We start from the raw sequence: 17086 nt of genomic DNA, 5'->3' as shown, positions 1-17086 counted from the left end.
GGCCACGGAGAGTGACGAAAGTTTTCCACAGATCAGCCGTGATGGTCTTACAACCTCACAAATCCATGACCGCTTGGGTGACCACACCAGGAGCCCGTCCATGGCCTGGAAGAGTCGTCTCATCGAACGGACATGGTTCCGTCCGGTTTCGTATAGGAGATACCCTCCGGCTCGTGGCCGATATCGAGATCCCCGCTGACATCAAGCCCGCCGACGGACGCTTCGGCGCGGGCCCCTCCAAGGTACGCACCGAGGCGCTGGACGCCCTCGCCGCGACCGGCAGCTCCCTGCTCGGCACCTCCCACCGCCAGGCCCCGGTCAAGAACCTCGTCGGCCAGGTCCGCGAAGGCATCAGCTCCCTCTTCTCCCTCCCGGACGGCTACGAGGTCATCCTCGGCAACGGCGGCTCCACCGCCTTCTGGGACGTCGCCACCCACGGTCTGATCGAGAACAGGTCCCAGCACCTGAACTTCGGCGAGTTCTCCTCCAAGTTCGCCAAGGCGGCCAAGCTCGCCCCCTGGCTGGCCGAACCCACCGTCATCGCCGCCGACCCCGGCACCCACCCCGAGCCGCGGGCCGAGGCCGGCGTCGACGTCTACGCCTTCACGCACAACGAGACCTCCACCGGTGTCGCCATGCCGATCAAGCGCGTGGCCGGTGCCGACGAGGGCGCCCTGGTCCTCGTCGACGCCACGTCCGGCGCCGGCGGCCTCCCGGTCGACGTCTCCGAGACCGACGTCTACTACTTCGCCCCGCAGAAGTCCTTCGCCTCCGACGGCGGCCTGTGGATCGGCGTCTTCTCGCCGGCCGCGATCGAGCGCGCCGAGCGCGTCCACGCGTCCGGCCGCCACGTCCCGGAGTTCTTCAGCCTCCCCACGGCGATCGACAACTCACGCAAGAACCAGACGTACAACACCCCGGCCCTCGCCACCCTCTTCCTGCTCAACCAGCAGCTGGAGTGGCTCAACGGCCAGGGCGGCCTGAGCTGGTCCACCGCGCGCACGAAGGACTCCTCGACCCGCCTGTACAGCTGGGCGGAGGAGTCGAAGTACGCCACCCCGTTCGTCTCCGACCCGGCCAAGCGCTCCCAGGTCATCGGCACCATCGACTTCTCCGACGAGGTCGACGCGGCGGCCGTCGCCAAGGTGCTGCGCGCCAACGGCATCGTCGACACCGAGCCCTACCGCAAGCTCGGCCGCAACCAGCTGCGCATCGCGATGTTCCCGGCGATCGACCCGGCGGACGTCGAGGCGCTGACGAAGTGCGTCGACTACGTGATCGAGAAGCTGTAGCCCGTCGGGACACGACGACGAGGGCGCCCGTTGCACGTGCACCGGGCGCCCTTCCTCATGCCCTCCTCACGTCGCCGTGCAGCTCAGGCTCGGCACGCTCCCGCCGCCCGGGGCTCCGCCGAAGCCGAAGCTCGTCGAAGCGCCCGCCGCCACGGCCCCGTTCTGAGCGGCGTTCACGGCTGTCACCGTCGCCCCGCTCTGGGTGTACGTGGCGTTCCACATGTTCGACACCTGCTGCGACCCGTTCCAGGTCCAGGTCACCTTCCAGGAGGTCAGCGCCGTGGTGCCGGTGTTCGTCACCTTCACGTCGGCGTTGAAACCGCCGCCCCAGTCGCTGGTGACGGTGTAGGCGGCGGCGCAGGCGGCCGTGCTCCCGCCACCGCCGCCCCCGCCGTTCCCCCCGCCGCCCGTGCCCGGGAACAACGGCGCCTTGATGCTCGCCAGATACCCGTCCTTCACGGTGTCCACGGTGGTCCAGTCGTCCTTCAGGATCCCGCCGGTGTCGCCGGAGTTGGGGTTCCAGGACCAGAAGGTCCAGGAGAAGCTGTCGGCGCCGTACGTCGACGTGGGCCGGAGGTAGCTCACCAGGGCGGCCAGCCACTTCTGGTCGACGGCCGACTGGAGGGTGGTGCCGAACTCGCCCACCCACACGGGCGCGATGTTCTGCTTGAACAGGTAGCCCCAGTACTTGTCCCAGACACCCGGCATGTTGGCCGGGAACGACGGATCGCTGAACCAGCTCTGCTGGGCGACGCTGGTGGCGTAGTCGTGGGCGGAGTACACCACCCGGTCGGCCACGCTCAGCTGCACGGGGTACTGGCCGGCGCCCATGAGGTTGCCGCCCCACCAGCCCGAGACGCCGTTGTACGACTGCACGCCCTCGACGAAGATCAACAGGGCCGGGTTCACGGAGAGTACGGCGTTGCCCGCGCGCTGGGCCGCGAGGCGCCAGTCGGTGGCCTGGTCGCCGCAGCCCCAGCAGGCCGGATCGTGCGGCTCGTTGTGCAGGTCGATGCCGATGACGGTGGAGTCGCCCTGGTAGCGGGTCGCCAGCGACTTGAGGTCGGCGATCCAGGTCGACTCGGGAACGGACGCGGTGTACCAGAGCGCGGACTGGCCGCCGGAGTCCGGGCGGTGCCGGTCGAGGATGACCTTCAGGCCGTCCTGGCCGGCGTACGCCACGATCCTGTCCATCACCTGGAGCGAGTTCAGGCCCTGGAGATCGGTGTTCTTGCCGCTGGAGAAGTCGATGCTGTTGGGGACGGTGCCGCTCTTGAAGATGTCGTCGCTGTAGGGCAGGCGGATGGTGTTGTACCCCAGCGACCTCATCTGGTCGATCATGCTTTTGTAGTCGCGGGACCAGAGGCCGTGCACGACGTGGTTGGCGGTCTCGAAGCCGAACCAGTTGATCCCGGCGATACGCACCGGCTGCCCGGCCGCGTCGAGGATCTGCCGGCCGCTGGTGTGCCAGTAACCGGCCCCGGCGGCGGTGGAAGCGGCGGGTACGGCGGTGGGGGCATGGGTGGCGGTCGGGGCGGCGGTGGCCGCGTGTGCGGTGTACGTGCCGGCCAGGGGCAGGAGGAGCGCGGCGGCGGCAGCACACAGCGCTCTTCGCAAGCTGCGGAACATGTGCCTGTTCCTCTCGGGGAGGCGCGGCCCCGGAACGGATGGGAGCGCTCCCATTCACCGCGCACCACCCAGAGAACCCATACACCATGACCACGTCAAGACATCGCGCTCGCTCAGGACTCGCGCCGCGACCGTCGCGACCGCCTCAGCCGCCCCAGCCCGAGGAGGACGAGGGCGCCGAGGGCGACCGCGACGGCGCCGGCCTTGACGCCGCCGCCGATGGAGCCGACGGGCCCGCTGCCCGACGCCGGACTCCCGTGCGCCGGGGGGGAGTCGGCGGACGAGGAGGACGCCCCGCGGGGCGCGTCCTGGGCCTGGACCGGACTGTCCTTGCCCTCACTGCCGTACAGCAGCCTGGTCCCGTCGAGGGAGTACGTGACGGACTCGCCCTGCTGCTGCAGCGGCACGTCGAGCCGGCCCCCGCGTCTGATCCTCCCGCCGTTCCAGTCGTAGTAGATGCCGCCGAAGTAGCCGCGCACGGCGAGCCGGCGGCCGTCGGGCGAGAGGGCGGCGTCGGTGGCCCAGAGGTCGACGGTGGCGACGGGCCGGAAGATGTTGGTGCCCGAAGTGGAGAGCCTGGACGGTCCCTCGAAGAGGTGGCCGCCGTTCTCGTTCTTGTCGATGATGTAGACGCGCCCGGTCTTCGGATGGACGATCAGCGACTCGGCGTTGCGGGGGCCGTCGGAGTACTTGACGACGTACTGCGTGGCCCGGACGGTCTGGTCCTTCAGCACCTTGGGCTCGGGCAGCCGGTAGATCCAGACGTAGGGCCAGGTGCCGCCCAGGTTGTCCCCGATGTCCCCCACGTAGATCTGGTTGCCGGGTCCGATGGAGATGGCCTCGACGTCACGCGGGGTGCCGATGCCGCTCAGGGTGACGGTGGCGACCGTCTTTCCGGTCCGGCTGTCCACGGCGTAGATGTACGGCCCGTCGCCGCTGTCGTTGTGCGTCCAGTAGACGCCGGGGTGCAGGTGCGAGGCGGCGAGGCCGCTGGACTCGGCGATGCGCGGATCCTTGATCGTGAAGCTCTGGGCGCCCCCGCCGTCGGAGGCGGCGGCGACGGAGACGGAGGCCGAGGCGGGGAGGGCCAGGGCGCCCATGAGCAGCACTCCGGTGACTCCGGCGCGGAGGGCGGGGGATCGACGCATGGCCCAAGCGTGCCATCCCCCGGGCGTGTTCGGACGTGCCGGGTGGTGGCGGGCCTCACACCCCGTCGGCCGCCGTGATCGTCCATCATGAGCGGATGCTCAGGTTCATGCCCGTAGGTGACTCCATGACGATCGGGAGCGCGGGTGAACACACCTGGCGTCACCGGCTGTGGCAGCACCTGTCCGCCACCTACGACGGCCCGTTCACGTTCGTCGGCCCGCGCGAGGCGCTGTACGAGAAGGCGACGGACAGCGCGACCTCGTACGAGTACGCCGATCCCGGCTTCCCGCGCGGCCATCTGGCCGGCTGGGGCGAGGGCTGGGTGCACATGGCCCCGCTCATCGGCGAGGCGGTACGGGGGCACCGGGCGGACGTGCTGCTGGTGTCCCTGGGCCTGATCGACCTGGGCTTCTACACGAGCGCGGAGCAGACGGCGGAGAACGTACGGGAGTTCGTGGCCGCGGCGAGGCAGGCTCGGGCGCACGTCCGGATGGTCTTCCTGCCGGTGATCCACAATGTGCGGGCGCGGGAGAACGCGTCCTTCGCCGAACAGGTGTCCCGTTTCAACGAGCTGCTGGCGAAGACGGTGTCCGACCTGGACGAGCCGGCCTCGCCGCTGCTGCTGGCCTCGGTCCCCGAGTCGTGGGACATCGACACCGACACGTACGACGGCACCCACCCCGACGCGAGCGGCGAGCGGAAGCTGGCGGGGGCGTTCGCGCGGGCGATGTGGCAGGGGTGGGGGGTCGGCGGAGATCCCGACCTGTCCTGGTGACCGTGCGTATCGTTGTACCGCGCGGCTGCACCTGTCCGTGGGGCAGCCAAGGAGGAGCGCCACGATGACCGTCCTTGAAGACAGGATCGAGATGGCCGACGCCGACGCGAACACCGAGCGCTTGGACGAGTGGTTCGAGCGGCTTGAGCGGATGCCCGTCCCCGAGGGGTACAGGGTCGAGATCGTCGGGGGCAACGTCCATATGACGCCGCAGCGGGACACTCACTGGATCATCATCCGCCGAATCGTGCGGGCGCTGGAGGACAAGTTCGGGCTGGATGTCAAAGCCTTCTCGGACGTCCGGATCGACTTCCCAGGCCATGAGAACGGCTTCTGCCCGGACGTCGCCCTGCTCAAGGACTCGGCGAAGAAGGACGACACAGGCCGCTGGCGGTACCAGGACGTCGAGTTCGTCGCCGAGGTCATCTCCCAGGGCACCGCCGCCAACGACTACGGTCCGAAGAGGATCGCCTACGCGGAGGCCGAGGTCCCCCTCTACGTCATCGCCGACCCCTACCAGGGCCGGTGCCACGTCTACACCGACCCCAAGGACGGCGACTACGCCGACCCGGTGAAGGTGGACTTCGGCACCGACGTCGACCTGACCGGCACGGTGGTCGACCTCGTCCTCAACACGGAGAACTTTCCACGCGACTGACCGCCCGCCTCCAACTGCCCTTGCATAGAGCGCACTCCAAGCCGTTGGCTAGGTGGTCATGAAGTACACGCAGCTCGGACGCACCGGACTCAAGGTCAGCCGACTCGTCCTCGGCACCATGAACTTCGGCCCCCAGACCGACGAAGCCGACAGCCACGCGATCATGGACGCGGCGCTCGGCGCCGGCATCAACTTCTTCGACACCGCCAACGTCTACGGGTGGGGTGAGAACAAGGGCCGTACCGAGACCATCATCGGGAACTGGTTCACCAAGGGCGGCGACCGGCGCGACAAGGTCGTGCTCGCCACCAAGGTGTACGGGAACATGGCCCCCGAGGGCGACCCCTGGCCCAACCACGACAAGCTCTCCGCGCTGAACATCCGGCGCGCGGTCGACGCCAGTCTCCAGCGGCTGCGGACCGACCACATCGACGTCTACCAGTTCCACCACATCGACCGGAACACCCCCTTCGAGGAGATCTGGCAGGCGATCGACGTCCTCGTGCAGCAGGGCAAGATCCTCTACGCCGGGTCCAGCAACTTCCCCGGCTACAAGATCGCCCAGGCCAACGAGGTCGCCGCCCGGCGCGGCGGCACCATCGGGCTGGTCAGCGAGCAGTGCCTGTACAACCTCGCCGAGCGTCGTGCCGAGATGGAGGTCATCCCGGCCGCGCAGGAGTACGGGCTCGGGGTCATCCCCTGGTCGCCGCTGCACGGTGGTCTGCTCGGCGGCGTGATCAAGAAGGAGGTCGAGGGCGGGCGCCGGGCCGGTGGCCGGGCCGCCGACTCCCTCGCCAACAGCAGCATCCGCGCCCAGATCCAGGCCTACGAGGACCTGCTCGACAAACACGGCGTCGAGCCCGGCGAGGCCGCCCTGGCCTGGCTGCTCACCCGGCCCGGCGTGACCGGTCCGATCGTCGGTCCGCGCACCGCCGAACAGCTCGACTCGGCGCTCAGGGCCGTGGAGCTGGAGCTGAGCGAGGAGCTGCTGGCCGGCCTTGACGAGGTCTTCCCGGGGCCGGGCCCCTCTCCGGAGGCCTTCGCCTGGTAACCGGCCGACGCCGGCCACGCGACGGCGCGGCGGCGGTCCACGGCGCAGCTACCTGCCGACCGCCGCCACCGCCACCACCACGAACAACAGCACGAGCACACCGGCCATGATCCGGTTCCGGGTTTTCGGGTCCACGTGGTCGAGCCTAACCGGCGTCGGCGAGCGGCCAGCGGGCGACCGCCTCGTAACGGGGCTGCTCGCCGGGAACGCCCGATGCAGGAAGGTTGCTGCGCACCAGCACCAGCTCCGTCACCGTCCAGGTGCGGCCGGCGAAGGCGCGCAGCACGTCCACGTACGGCCGGGTGTCCACGGTGTCCCGGCTCCTGGCCACCGTCAGGTGGGCCTTGTACCGCCGGTGCTCCCCCATCGGCACCCCGGCCTTCCGGGCCGCCGCCTCCGCCCGGTCGGCCAGCAGCCGCAACGGCTCCACCCCTGTCCCGGCCCCCGCCCACAGGGCGCGGCCGTGGCCGAACTGGCCGCCGCCGGCCATCGCCAGCGGGAAGGCGGCGCTGCGGCGGGCCGCCCGCTCCAGCCGGTCCGAGAGGTCCGGTACGACCTCCTGCGCCACCTCGCCGTAGAAGGCGAGGGTGAAGTGCCAGCCGGGGCGGCCGGTCCAGCGCAGGCCGTCGGCACCGGGCAGCCGCTTCAACCGGCCGACCACCTCGGCGAGCTCATCGGCGGCATCCTCCGGGGGCAGCACGGCGGCGAAGAGTCTCATGCGCACCAGACTGCCATCGGGGCGCCGCCGTCGGTCCGGCGGCTCAGCGGCTCAGGCCGCCGTGGCCAGCTGCTCCCGCTGCTCGCGCGGCACGAACCGCACCCGCGGATGCCCGTGGTGCCAGCTCACCGACAGCCGCAGGCCGCCGATCCTGGCCAGGGCCAGGCCTATGGTGACGGCCGCGGCGGCCGATATGACGCCGCCGAGGGCGAAGCCGACCTGGGGGCCGTAGGTGTCGGTGATCCAGCCGACGATCGGCGCGCCCAGCGGCGTACCCCCCATGAAGACCATCATGAACAGGGCCATCACCCGGCCGCGCATGGCGGGGTCGGTGGACATCTGGACGGTGGTGTTGGCGGTGACGTTGACCGTCAGGCCGAAGATCCCGATCGGGACCATGAGCAGCGCGAACAGCCAGTACGACGGTGCCAGCGCGGCGACGATCTCCAGGGTGCCGAAGGCCGCCGCGGCCGCGATCAGCACCCGCAGACGGGCCGTGCCGCGGCGGGCCGCGAGCAGGGCGCCGACCAGGGAGCCGACGGCCATCAGGGTGTTGAAGAGGCTGTAGGCGCCGGCGCCCGCGTGGAAGACGTTGTCCGCGTAGGCCGAGAGCCAGACGGGGAAGTTGAAGCCGAAGGTGCCGATGAAGCCGACCAGGACGATCGGCCAGATCAGGTCCGGGCGGCCGGCGACGTAGCGCAGGCCTTCGCGGAGCTGGCCCTTGCCTCTCGGCGCGCGCTGGGCGACGTGCAGCTCGCGCGCCCGCATCAGCAGCAGGCCGGCGATGGGCGCGACGAAGGACAGGCCGTTGAAGAGGAACGCCCAGCCGGTGCCGACACCGGTGATCAGGACGCCCGCGACGGCGGGGCCGACCAGACGGGCGGACTGGAAGTTCGCCGAGTTCAGGCTGACCGCGTTCTGCAGCTGCTCCGGGCCGACCATCTCGGAGACGAAGGACTGGCGGGCCGGGTTGTCGACGACCGTGGCGAGGCCTACGGCGAAGGCGGCGACGTAGACGTGCCAGACCTGGACCTGGCCGGTCAGGGTCAGCGCGGCGAGCGCCAGGCCGGTGAGGGCCATCGAGGTCTGCGTGACCAGCAGTGTGGGGCGCCTGGGCAGACGGTCGACGAGGACGCCGCCGTACAGGCCGAACAGCAGCATCGGCAGGAACTGCAGGGCCGTCGTGATGCCGACGGCCGCGGAGGAGCCGGTGAGGCTGAGCACCAGCCAGTCCTGGGCGATGCGCTGCATCCAGGTGCCGGTGTTGGAGACGACCTGGCCGATGAAGAACAGGCGGTAGTTCCGGATCCTCAGGGAGCTGAACATCGAGGATCTGCGGGGGCCAGGGGGGGTAGGAGTGGTCGGTGCGGGGGCGGAAGCTGCTCCGGATCCCGTACTCAAAAGGGTTCGCCTCCTCAGGACGTGCTTACAGGTGTGCGAGCTTTTCCAGCACGGGGGCGGCGGCGCGCAGGGCGGCCCACTCGTCCTCGTCGAGGCCCTCGACCAGGCCGGCCAGGAACGCGTTGCGTTTGCGGCGGCTCTCCTCGAGCATCGCCTCGGCCTGCTCGGTCCTGGTGACGACCTTCTGGCGCCGGTCCTCGGGGTGCGGCTCCAGACGGACCAGTCCCTTGCCTTCGAGCAGCGCGACGATGCGGGTCATCGAGGGCGGCTGGACGTGCTCCTTGCGGGCGAGTTCGCCCGGGGTGGCCTGTCCGCAGCGGGACAGCGTGCCCAGGACCGACATCTCGGTCGGGCTCAGCGACTCGTCGACCCGTTGGTGCTTGAGCCGACGGGAGAGCCGCATCACGGCGGAGCGCAGGGAGTTCACGGCGGCGGCATCGTCGCCATGGGTAAGGTCCGGCATGTTCTTTAGAGTAACTCATTACTCTCGCTAAACAAAACCGATATCACCCGTATGAGTGAGACAACTCCGGAAAGTGACGCACGGGGGCGACGGATGTGGCGAACCTCGTAACCATGGCGACCAGCGTGCTCAGCCTGCGGATGGACGGGGAGCTGCTCGAACGGCTCCGGCACCGTGCGGCCAAAAGGGGGATGAGCGTCCAGGACTATGTGGTCCGGACGCTCGTCCGGGACGACTTCGACGAGCGGTTCCAGGCCGCCGTCGAGGAGACGGAGCGGTTCTACGGGGTCACGTGAGCGCTCGCGCGAGGGCTCACGTGAGGCCCAGGGCCGGCATCAGGTAGTAGAACGCGAAGACCGCCGACACCACGTACATCGGGACCGGGATCTCGCGGCCCCGGCCGGCGGCCAGGCGCAGGACCACGAAGGTGATGAAGCCCATGCCGATCCCGTTCGTGATCGAGTAGGTGAACGGCATCATCAGCATCGTCACGAAGGCCGGGACCGCGATGGTGTGGTCGGCCCAGTCGATCTCCTTGACGGAGTTGGACAGGATCAGGAAGCCGACCACGACCAGGGCCGGGGTGGCCGCCTGGGACGGGACCATCGTGGCGACCGGGGTGAGGAAAAGGGCCACCGCGAACAGGGCGCCCGTGACGACGTTGGCGAAGCCCGTGCGGGCGCCCTCGCCGACGCCCGCCGTGGACTCCACGAAGGCGGTGGTGGCCGAGGAGGAGCTGGCGCCACCCGCGGCGACCGCGATGCCGTCGACGAAGAGGACCTTGTTGATGCCCGGCATGTAGCCCTCGGCGTCCGTCAGCTTGGCCTCGTCGCTGATGCCCATGATCGTGCCCATGGCGTCGAAGAAGCAGGACAGCAGGACCGTGAAGACGAAGAGGACCCCGGTCAGGATGCCGACCTTGGAGAAGCCGCCGAACAGGCTGACCTTGCCGATCAGGCCGAAGTCGGGGGAGGCGACCGGGTTGCCGGGCCACTTCGGGACGGTCAGGCCCCAGGAGGGGATGGTGGCGACGGAGTTGAGCACCAGCGCGAGGACCGTCATCCCGACGATGGAGATCAGGATCGCGCCGGAGACCTTGCGCACGATCAGGACGAACGTGAGCAGCGTGCCCAGGACGAAGACCAGCACCGGCCAGCCGTTGAGGTGACCGTTGCCGCCGAGCTGGAGCGGGACGGTGGTCTGGGCGATGTCCGGGATCCGGGTGACGAAGCCGGAGTCGACGAGTCCGATCAGCATGATGAACAGGCCGATACCGATGGAGATGGCCTTGCGCAGGCCGTAGGGCACGGCGTTCATCACGCGCTCGCGCAGCCCGGTCGCCACCAGCAGCATCACCACGAAGCCGGCCAGGACGACCATGCCCATGGCGTCCGGCCAGGACATCCGCGGCGCCAGCTGAAGCGCGACGACGGTGTTCACGCCGAGCCCGGCGGCCAGCGCGATCGGGACGTTGCCGATGACACCCATCAGCAGCGTGGTGAAGGCGGCGGTGACGGCCGTGGCCGTGACCAGCTGGCCGTGGTCGAGGTGGTGCCCGTACATGTCCTTCGCGCTGCCGAGGATGATCGGGTTCAGCACGATGATGTAGGCCATCGCGAAGAAGGTGGCGAAGCCGCCCCGGATCTCGCGGGCGAGGGTGCTGCCCCGCTCGGAGATCTTGAAGTAGCGGTCGAGGGCGCCGAAGACGGGCGCCTGGCCCGGCTGCTGCGGGGCGGGGACCTTGGCGGGGGCCGAGGTGGACATGCGGGACCTTTCATCACCAGCGGACGTCCCCCGAGCCCGGTTGGTGTTTCCTACGAAGAGAAGCGGCCAAAGACAAACGGTTTCAGTATGAACATATGACCGTCGTTCCGCCATCTCCGCGCGTAGAACGGGCTACCTCGTAAGCTGTCCCCATGGCGAAGTGGACCCCCAAGCACGAGGCGCCGGAGCCCCTGGAGGGCCCCGTGGTCGCGACCATCACCGGCGGCACGATCGTGTGGTTCGTCCTCTTCCTGGTCCAGCTCCCGTTCTACGGCTGGTTCGACGACCACGGACACACCTGGTGGCTGTGGACCTGTCTGGCCGGCGGCGGACTCGGCCTGATCGGCGTCTACTACGTCCGCAGGCGGGACGCGGCCATCAAGCGCGCGGCGGCCCGTACAACCAGCGCATGAGGCATCTCCGCCCCAGGTCGGATCTTTCGCCCACTCGGCAGGTGAAGCGGTAAATCGGCACGTACCGTCGGATGCATGACGCACCTCGACGCGGGCGCCGAGCTCGACCCTGTGCACCCGGTACCGTTCCCGGCCCCGGTGCGGGGTCTGACCTCGGCCCAGGTCGCCGAGCGTCTGGCGAACGGCCAGGTCAACGACGTGCCCGTGCGCAGCAGCCGCTCGCTGGCCGAGATCGTCCGCGCGAACGTCGTCACCCGGTTCAACGCCATCATCGGCGTGCTCTGGCTGGTCATGCTGGTCGTCGCGCCGATCCAGGACAGCCTCTTCGGGTTCGTGATCCTCGCCAACACCGGCATCGGCATCGTGCAGGAGTGGCGGGCGAAACAGACCCTCGACTCGCTCGCGGTGATCGGGGAGGCCCGGCCGACCGTCCGCCGTGACGGGGTCGCCACCGAGGTCGCCACCCATGAGATCGTCCTCGACGACCTCATGGAGATAGGCCCCGGTGACAAGGTCGTCGTCGACGGGGTCTGCGCCGAGGCGGACGGGCTGGAGATCGACGAGTCGCTGCTCACCGGTGAGGCCGACCCGGTCGTCAAACGCCCCGGCGACCAGGTGATGTCCGGCAGCTTCGTCGTCGCGGGCAGCGGCGCCTTCACCGCCACCAGGGTCGGCCGCGAGGCCTATGCCGCCCAGCTCGCCGAGGAGGCCTCCCGGTTCACCCTCGTCCACTCCGAGCTGCGCACCGGCATCTCCACCATCCTCAAGTACGTCACCTGGATGATGGTCCCGGCCGCGATCGGTCTGGTCCTCACCCAGCTGGTGGTCAAGAACAACGGCCTGAAGGACGCCGTCGCCCGCACCGTCGGCGGGATCGTCCCGATGGTCCCGGAGGGGCTGGTCCTGCTCACCTCCGTCGCCTTCGCCATCGGGGTCATCCGGCTCGGCCGGCAGCAGTGCCTGGTCCAGGAACTCCCCGCCATCGAGGGACTCGCCCGCATCGACACCGTCTGCCTGGACAAGACCGGCACGCTCACCGAGGGCGGCATGGACGTCACCGGGCTGCGGGCCCTCGACGGCAGTGACGAGAGTTACGTCCGCAAGGTGCTCGGCGCCCTCGGCGAGTCCGACCCCCGCCCCAACGCCTCCCTCCAGGCCATCGTCGACGCCTACCCGGACAGCGAGGACTGGCGCTGCGTCGAGTCGCTGCCCTTCTCCTCCGCCCGCAAGTACAGCGGTGCCGCCTTCAGCGAGGGCGACGGCGAGACCAGCACCTGGCTGCTCGGGGCGCCCGACGTGCTCCTCTCCCCCGGCCACCCCGCCCTGGCCGAAACCGATCGCCTCAACGAGGAGGGGCTGCGGGTCCTGCTGCTCGCCCGCGCCACCCGCGACCTCGACGACCCGGAGGTGGCCGACAGCGCCCGGCCCACCGCCCTCGTCGTCCTGGAGCAGCGGCTGCGCCCGGACGCCGCCGACACCCTGCGCTACTTCGCCGAGCAGGACGTGCGCGCGAAGGTGATCTCCGGGGACAACGCGGTCTCGGTCGGTGTGGTCGCCGCCAAGCTGGGCCTGTCCGGCAAGGCCGTGGACGCGCGCCGGCTGCCCGCCGGGCGGGAGGAGATGGCGGACGCGCTCGACGAGGCGACCGTCTTCGGCCGGGTCAGCCCGCAGCAGAAGCGGGACATGGTCGGCGCGCTCCAGTCGCGCGGGCACACGGTCGCGATGACCGGCGACGGCGTGAACGACGTCCTCGCCCTGAAGGACGCCGACATCGGGGTCTCGATGGGCTCGGGCTCGGAGGCGACCCGGGCGGTGGCGCAGATCGTGCTGCTGAACAACAGCTTCGCGACGCTGCCGTCGGTGGTCGCGGAGGGCCGCCGGGTCATCGGCAACATCACGCGGGTGGCGACGCTGTTCCTGGTGAAGACGGTCTACTCGGTGCTGCTGGCGGTGCTGGTGGTGTGCTCGGGGGTCGAATACCCCTTCCTGCCCCGGCATCTGACCCTGCTCTCCACCCTCACGATCGGCATCCCGGCGTTCTTCCTGGCCCTGGCCCCCAACAAGGAGCGGGCGCGTCCGCACTTCGTGCGCCGGGTGATGCGGTACTCCGTCCCGGGCGGGGTGGTGGCCGGGGTGGCGACCTTCGTGACGTACCTGGTGGCCCGGCACTACTACGTCGGCGCCGGGTCGCTGGACGCGGAGACCAGCGCGGCCACCCTGACGCTCTTCCTGGTGTCGATGTGGGTGCTGGCGATCGTCGCCCGGCCCTACACCTGGTGGCGCCTGGTGCTGGTGGCCTCGATGGGCGTGGCCTTCGTGCTCGTCCTGGCCGTGCCGTCGCTGCAGGGCTTCTTCGCGCTGCGGCTGGTGGGGGTGGCCATGCCGTGGACGGCGGTGGGGGTGGCCGTGGTCGCGGCGGTCGTCCTGGAGTTCCTGTGGAAGTGGGTCGACCGCCGCTTTCCCGTATAGCACTCGGCTTCGGCCGGGAGCGAAGGCGGCGTTTCGACTGCGGGACCGTCGTGGCCGGTCGCGCAGTTCCCCGCGCCCCTTTCGGAGCGCGGGAGTGACAACCCGGGGCTACCGCACGTCGACGTGGTCACCGGTGGCGCTGACCGCCGGGGTCGTCCGTCGACTCGGGTGATCAGTCGAACCAGCGGTCCCGCGCCAACTCCTCGGTCCGCGACGGGTCCTCCAGCAGCGCCGCCACCTCGAAGCGGCGCGGCCACTGCCCGGCCGCCCAGGCCAGCCCCGCGGCGACACCCTCCAGGGTGGCCGCGTGCAGGGCCCCGTCGCCGGTGAGCCGCCAGTCGATCTCCACGCCGTCGACCGTCAGTTCCTCGTGCTCGACATAGGTGTCCGGGGTGCGCGGCCCGAGCAGCACCCGCACCGACTCGGGTACGTCGTGCTCGGCGCCCTCGGACGTCACCTCTCCGGTCACCGACTCGCTCAGCCGCCGCACCTGGAACAACTCGGCCAGCTCGGCGGCCCGGGACGGCCGGACCGGCAGCAGCGGCACCCCGGCGGTGAAGGGCAGCAGGTCGGGCGAGTCGACGACCACGGCGTCGGCCGCGTCCACCACCGTCACCCGTCCGTCGAGCACGGCCCGCAGCTCGTCCGGCAGGGTCACCCGCTCGGGATCCAGATAAGCCAACGCGCTGTAGAGCCCGTGCAGTTGGGCTGCGGTGACCGGCCGCTCCGGGTCGGCGAGCCGGTCCAGCAGCTCGGCGGCGCCGCCGGGCTCGTCGAGCAGCGCGGCGACGGAGGTGCGCACCCCGAGCGCCTTGAGCACCTGCTCGTCCTCGAAGCCGGTGGCGTCGGCCTCGTCGTACAGGCCGCGCAGCAGCGGGTCGCCGCCGGCCGCCAGCAGACCCGCCGGGCGGCGGCCGTCGAGCACCGGGTGGCCGCGCAGCCACCAGGCGGTGTACGGCCGTACGACCTCGTGGGTGCCGTCGGGGAGCAGGATCCGGACCGGCTGGGTGAGGGCGTCACGCAGCGGCGGGCGGGCGAGCAGGGCGAGGGCCTGCGGCCACTGGTCGTCGTCGACGAGGTCGAGGTCGCGGACGGCGACCAGCTCGGTGGCGACGGGCGGTACCGGGGAGTCGGGGAAGCGGTCGAGGATGTCCTCGCACCAGACGTCGACGGCGTCGAGCAGCCCCGCGTCGTCGGGCTCGGCGAAGTCACCGTCCCGGGGCTCCAGTTCGTCCGGGTCGAGGACGACGTCCGTGGCGCGGACGAGGGCGAAGTCGGCCAGCACCCCGCAGGCGGCCAGCGGCTGCCGCCCCCACCTGTCGGCCAGCTCGCCGTCCACCTCGGCCAGTTCACCCTCCCGGATGACCTGGGCGAAGGGGCTGCCGGGGAGGACCAGTTCACCGGCGGGGGCGAGTTCGCCGTCCTCGTCGGGCAGGGCGAGGGCGCCGAGCCAGGGCTCGTCACCGGGTTCCAGGCCGGCGTCCCGGACCAGCGCGAGGACCGTGTCCGCCAGCTCCTCGGCGTCCGGGGCGTCCTCCTCCCAGGCCACGGTGCCCTCGTCGTCCAGGGAAGCGGCGACGGCGGCCCGCACCTGCGGGGTGGTGAGCACGGCGCGCGGGGTCGCGGGCAGCGCGCCCAGCTTCTCCAGGAGCGGATGGGCGGCGTCCTGGTGGGCGACCTTGAGCCCGAGCCGGGCCAGGATCCGGGGGTCGAGGGACGCGGCGTCCGGGGCGGGCAGCAGCACCTGCCGCGGCCCGATGGTCGTACGGCCGTCGGCGAGCGGCACGGGCAGACCGGACAGCCGGTCCGGGTCGACGCCGGCGAGGCTGTCGTACAGCCGCCACCACCAGTCGGGGTCCTTCTCCAGTCCGGCCAGCCGGTCGACGGCGTCGGCGAGCGGGATCCGGGCGACGCCGAGGGTGCGCAGTTCGGTGCGGCGTTCGAGGCCGGCCGGGAGGAGGGTGGGCAGCACCTCGGCGAGGACCCGCACGGTGTCGGCGCCGGCGCCCTCGACGACCTCGGCGTCCCGGGGGCGCAGCGCCTGAGGCAGACCGTCCTCGTCCTGCGCCCCGGCGGGCGGGGCGGCGGGCGGCAGGAAGGCGGTGCGCGGCAGCCGCTCCAGGACGGCCCGGCGCAGGGCGCCGTCCAGCTCGCCCTTGCCCAGCGGTCCGGGCACCAGGCCGATGGCCCCCTCGGTCACCGGCCGCCAGTCGGCGAGGAGTTCGGCGTACGCGTCCGCGGCGCGCTGCACCAGGAAGTCGGTGAGCGGTCCGGGTGCCGCGTGCCGCCGCGTGGAGTCGAGCGGGAAGGAGGCGATGAGCAGGGCGGGAACACCGAGCGGCTCGTCGCTGGGGGTGGGGGCGTGCAGGACGGGGCTGGTGCGGGGGCGGGCGGGCGCGTCGTCGTCGCCCACCGGGACGGCCCAGGTGAGCGACCAGTGGGGCCGCAGCCGCTCCTCCACCGGGCGGTCGGCGAGCAGGTCCGGGGTGAGCGGCCCGTGCGCCCCGGCGGTACGCCACCGGGTCGTACCGTCCCGCGAGTCCTCCACGACCGTGCAGGCGCCGTCGGTGCGGCGGCGCAGCGTGCGGGGGGCGTCGCCGTTGACCTCGACGACGACTTCCGCGAGGCCGGGCAGGGCGAGCAGCAGGGCGTCGTCGACCGCGTGGAGCAGGCGCTCGGCGAGATCGGTGGCGGCGGTGTCGCGCAGCGGAAGCACGACGACGGTGTCGTACGGGTCCGGGGCACTGCCCTCGGCGGCGAACGGCAGGCGCAGGAGGGGCACGTGCCCGTCGCGGCGGCGGACCTCGTCGCCCAGCCCCGGGCTGTGGCGGGCGGTGTCGGCGGCCAGCTCACGGGCCTCCGGCAGGGACCAGCGGACGCCGCCGTGGCGGCCGAGTACCGCGGGCTCGTCGGTGACGGCCAGCACGGCGGCGAATCCGACGCCGAAGCGGCCGACGGCGCCCTCGGTGGTGTCCCGCTTGGCGGAGGCGCGCAGGGTGGAGAGGGACTCGACACCGGCCGCGTCGAGGGGGGCGCCGGTGTTGGCGGCGGCCAGGACTCCGTCGCGCAGGGTGAGGCGGAGGCGGCCGGGGACGTGGGCACGGGCGGCGGCGTCGGCGGCGTTCTGGGCCAGTTCGACGACGAGCCGGTCCCGGTAGCCGCCGAGGACCAGGTCCTCCTCGGCGTTGGCGTCCTCACGGAAGCGGGCGGGGCTGGTGGCCCAGGCGTCGAGGACCCCCCGGCGCAGACGAGCGGTGCCGAAGGGGTCGGCTCCCTCGGCGGCCGGGCGCACGAACTTGCTCAC

The 17086-nt window shown here is 71.2% G+C and carries 14 protein-coding genes; 7 read left to right on the top strand and 7 right to left on the bottom strand.

What is annotated here, in order from left to right; translation table 11 throughout:
- Nucleotides 1–173: 173 nt before the first annotated feature.
- Nucleotides 174–1292: a phosphoserine transaminase gene (gene serC, locus ACFYMM_RS19855; RefSeq protein WP_388388193.1), complete on the top strand. Its 1119-nt coding sequence runs from the start codon at nt 174–176 to the stop codon at nt 1290–1292.
- A gap of 66 nt (nt 1293–1358) precedes the next feature.
- Here serC and ACFYMM_RS19850 read toward each other — a convergent pair whose 3' ends face one another.
- On the bottom strand, nt 1359–2921 hold the full coding sequence (locus ACFYMM_RS19850) for a cellulase family glycosylhydrolase (protein ID WP_388388191.1): 1563 nt from the start codon (nt 2919–2921) through the stop codon (nt 1359–1361).
- Between the two features lie 113 nt (nt 2922–3034).
- Nucleotides 3035–4069 (bottom strand): WD40 repeat domain-containing protein, encoded by a 1035-nt coding sequence (locus ACFYMM_RS19845; RefSeq protein ID WP_388388189.1) that lies wholly within the window; start codon nt 4067–4069, stop codon nt 3035–3037.
- A gap of 95 nt (nt 4070–4164) precedes the next feature.
- On the opposite strand from ACFYMM_RS19845, the gene ACFYMM_RS19840 reads away from it, so the two are divergent.
- From ACFYMM_RS19840 to ACFYMM_RS19830, 3 genes are all read left to right on the top strand, one after another.
- Nucleotides 4165–4845: a GDSL-type esterase/lipase family protein gene (locus tag ACFYMM_RS19840; protein ID WP_388388187.1), complete on the top strand. Its 681-nt coding sequence runs from the start codon at nt 4165–4167 to the stop codon at nt 4843–4845.
- Between the two features lie 64 nt (nt 4846–4909).
- Nucleotides 4910–5503, top strand: coding sequence for a Uma2 family endonuclease (locus ACFYMM_RS19835; protein WP_388388185.1), 594 nt, complete (start codon nt 4910–4912; stop codon nt 5501–5503).
- Between the two features lie 58 nt (nt 5504–5561).
- Nucleotides 5562–6554 (top strand): aldo/keto reductase, encoded by a 993-nt coding sequence (locus tag ACFYMM_RS19830; protein WP_388388183.1) that lies wholly within the window; start codon nt 5562–5564, stop codon nt 6552–6554.
- Between the two features lie 145 nt (nt 6555–6699).
- Here ACFYMM_RS19830 and thpR read toward each other — a convergent pair whose 3' ends face one another.
- The 3 genes from thpR to ACFYMM_RS19815 form a co-directional block, all read right to left on the bottom strand.
- Entirely contained in the window at nt 6700–7272 is a 573-nt protein-coding gene (gene thpR / locus ACFYMM_RS19825) for an RNA 2',3'-cyclic phosphodiesterase (protein ID WP_388388181.1), read from the bottom strand.
- Nucleotides 7273–7323: 51 nt separating this feature from the next.
- A complete protein-coding gene (locus tag ACFYMM_RS19820; RefSeq protein ID WP_388388179.1) occupies nt 7324–8598 on the bottom strand; it encodes an MFS transporter in 1275 nt (424 codons plus the stop codon).
- A gap of 100 nt (nt 8599–8698) precedes the next feature.
- Nucleotides 8699–9136: a MarR family winged helix-turn-helix transcriptional regulator gene (locus ACFYMM_RS19815; protein WP_388388177.1), complete on the bottom strand. Its 438-nt coding sequence runs from the start codon at nt 9134–9136 to the stop codon at nt 8699–8701.
- Between the two features lie 113 nt (nt 9137–9249).
- Between ACFYMM_RS19815 and ACFYMM_RS19810 the strand changes: the two genes are divergently transcribed.
- Nucleotides 9250–9432 (top strand): ribbon-helix-helix protein, CopG family, encoded by a 183-nt coding sequence (locus ACFYMM_RS19810; RefSeq protein ID WP_388388175.1) that lies wholly within the window; start codon nt 9250–9252, stop codon nt 9430–9432.
- Nucleotides 9433–9448: 16 nt separating this feature from the next.
- On the opposite strand, the gene ACFYMM_RS19805 is transcribed toward ACFYMM_RS19810, so the two are convergent.
- A complete protein-coding gene (locus ACFYMM_RS19805) occupies nt 9449–10900 on the bottom strand; it encodes an NCS2 family permease (protein WP_388388173.1) in 1452 nt (483 codons plus the stop codon).
- 152 nt (nt 10901–11052) lie between these two features.
- Between ACFYMM_RS19805 and ACFYMM_RS19800 the strand changes: the two genes are divergently transcribed.
- The gene (locus ACFYMM_RS19800) at nt 11053–11313 is read left to right on the top strand and encodes a DUF2530 domain-containing protein (RefSeq protein WP_388388170.1); all 261 of its coding nucleotides are present in this window, start codon (nt 11053–11055) and stop codon (nt 11311–11313) included.
- A 75-nt stretch (nt 11314–11388) separates the two neighbouring features.
- Entirely contained in the window at nt 11389–13782 is a 2394-nt protein-coding gene (locus ACFYMM_RS19795) for an HAD-IC family P-type ATPase (RefSeq protein ID WP_388388168.1), read from the top strand.
- Nucleotides 13783–13954: 172 nt separating this feature from the next.
- Here the strand turns inward: ACFYMM_RS19795 and ACFYMM_RS19790 are convergent, their stop codons facing one another.
- A complete protein-coding gene (locus ACFYMM_RS19790) occupies nt 13955–17086 on the bottom strand; it encodes a sacsin N-terminal ATP-binding-like domain-containing protein (protein ID WP_388388166.1) in 3132 nt (1043 codons plus the stop codon).

Source organism: Streptomyces sp. NPDC006739, from assembly GCF_042869815.1.
In the GTDB taxonomy this organism is placed as follows: domain Bacteria; phylum Actinomycetota; class Actinomycetes; order Streptomycetales; family Streptomycetaceae; genus Streptomyces.
This window is presented reverse-complemented; position numbering and strand designations above follow the sequence as displayed.

What these genes read in the sequence shown, in the direction of transcription:
- ACFYMM_RS19845 (WP_388388189.1), bottom strand. Translation starts at nt 4,069, where the DNA reads ATGCGTCGATCCCCCGCCCTCCGCGCCGGAGTCACCGGAGTGCTGCTC.
- ACFYMM_RS19820 (WP_388388179.1), bottom strand. Translation starts at nt 8,598, where the DNA reads ATGTTCAGCTCCCTGAGGATCCGGAACTACCGCCTGTTCTTCATCGGC.
- ACFYMM_RS19815 (WP_388388177.1), bottom strand. Translation starts at nt 9,136, where the DNA reads ATGCCGGACCTTACCCATGGCGACGATGCCGCCGCCGTGAACTCCCTG.
- ACFYMM_RS19805 (WP_388388173.1), bottom strand. Translation starts at nt 10,900, where the DNA reads ATGTCCACCTCGGCCCCCGCCAAGGTCCCCGCCCCGCAGCAGCCGGGC.
- ACFYMM_RS19840 (WP_388388187.1), top strand. Translation starts at nt 4,165, where the DNA reads ATGCTCAGGTTCATGCCCGTAGGTGACTCCATGACGATCGGGAGCGCG.
- ACFYMM_RS19795 (WP_388388168.1), top strand. Translation starts at nt 11,389, where the DNA reads ATGACGCACCTCGACGCGGGCGCCGAGCTCGACCCTGTGCACCCGGTA.
- ACFYMM_RS19850 (WP_388388191.1), bottom strand. Translation starts at nt 2,921, where the DNA reads ATGTTCCGCAGCTTGCGAAGAGCGCTGTGTGCTGCCGCCGCCGCGCTC.
- ACFYMM_RS19810 (WP_388388175.1), top strand. Translation starts at nt 9,250, where the DNA reads ATGGCGACCAGCGTGCTCAGCCTGCGGATGGACGGGGAGCTGCTCGAA.
- ACFYMM_RS19830 (WP_388388183.1), top strand. Translation starts at nt 5,562, where the DNA reads ATGAAGTACACGCAGCTCGGACGCACCGGACTCAAGGTCAGCCGACTC.
- thpR (WP_388388181.1), bottom strand. Translation starts at nt 7,272, where the DNA reads ATGAGACTCTTCGCCGCCGTGCTGCCCCCGGAGGATGCCGCCGATGAG.
- ACFYMM_RS19835 (WP_388388185.1), top strand. Translation starts at nt 4,910, where the DNA reads ATGACCGTCCTTGAAGACAGGATCGAGATGGCCGACGCCGACGCGAAC.
- ACFYMM_RS19800 (WP_388388170.1), top strand. Translation starts at nt 11,053, where the DNA reads ATGGCGAAGTGGACCCCCAAGCACGAGGCGCCGGAGCCCCTGGAGGGC.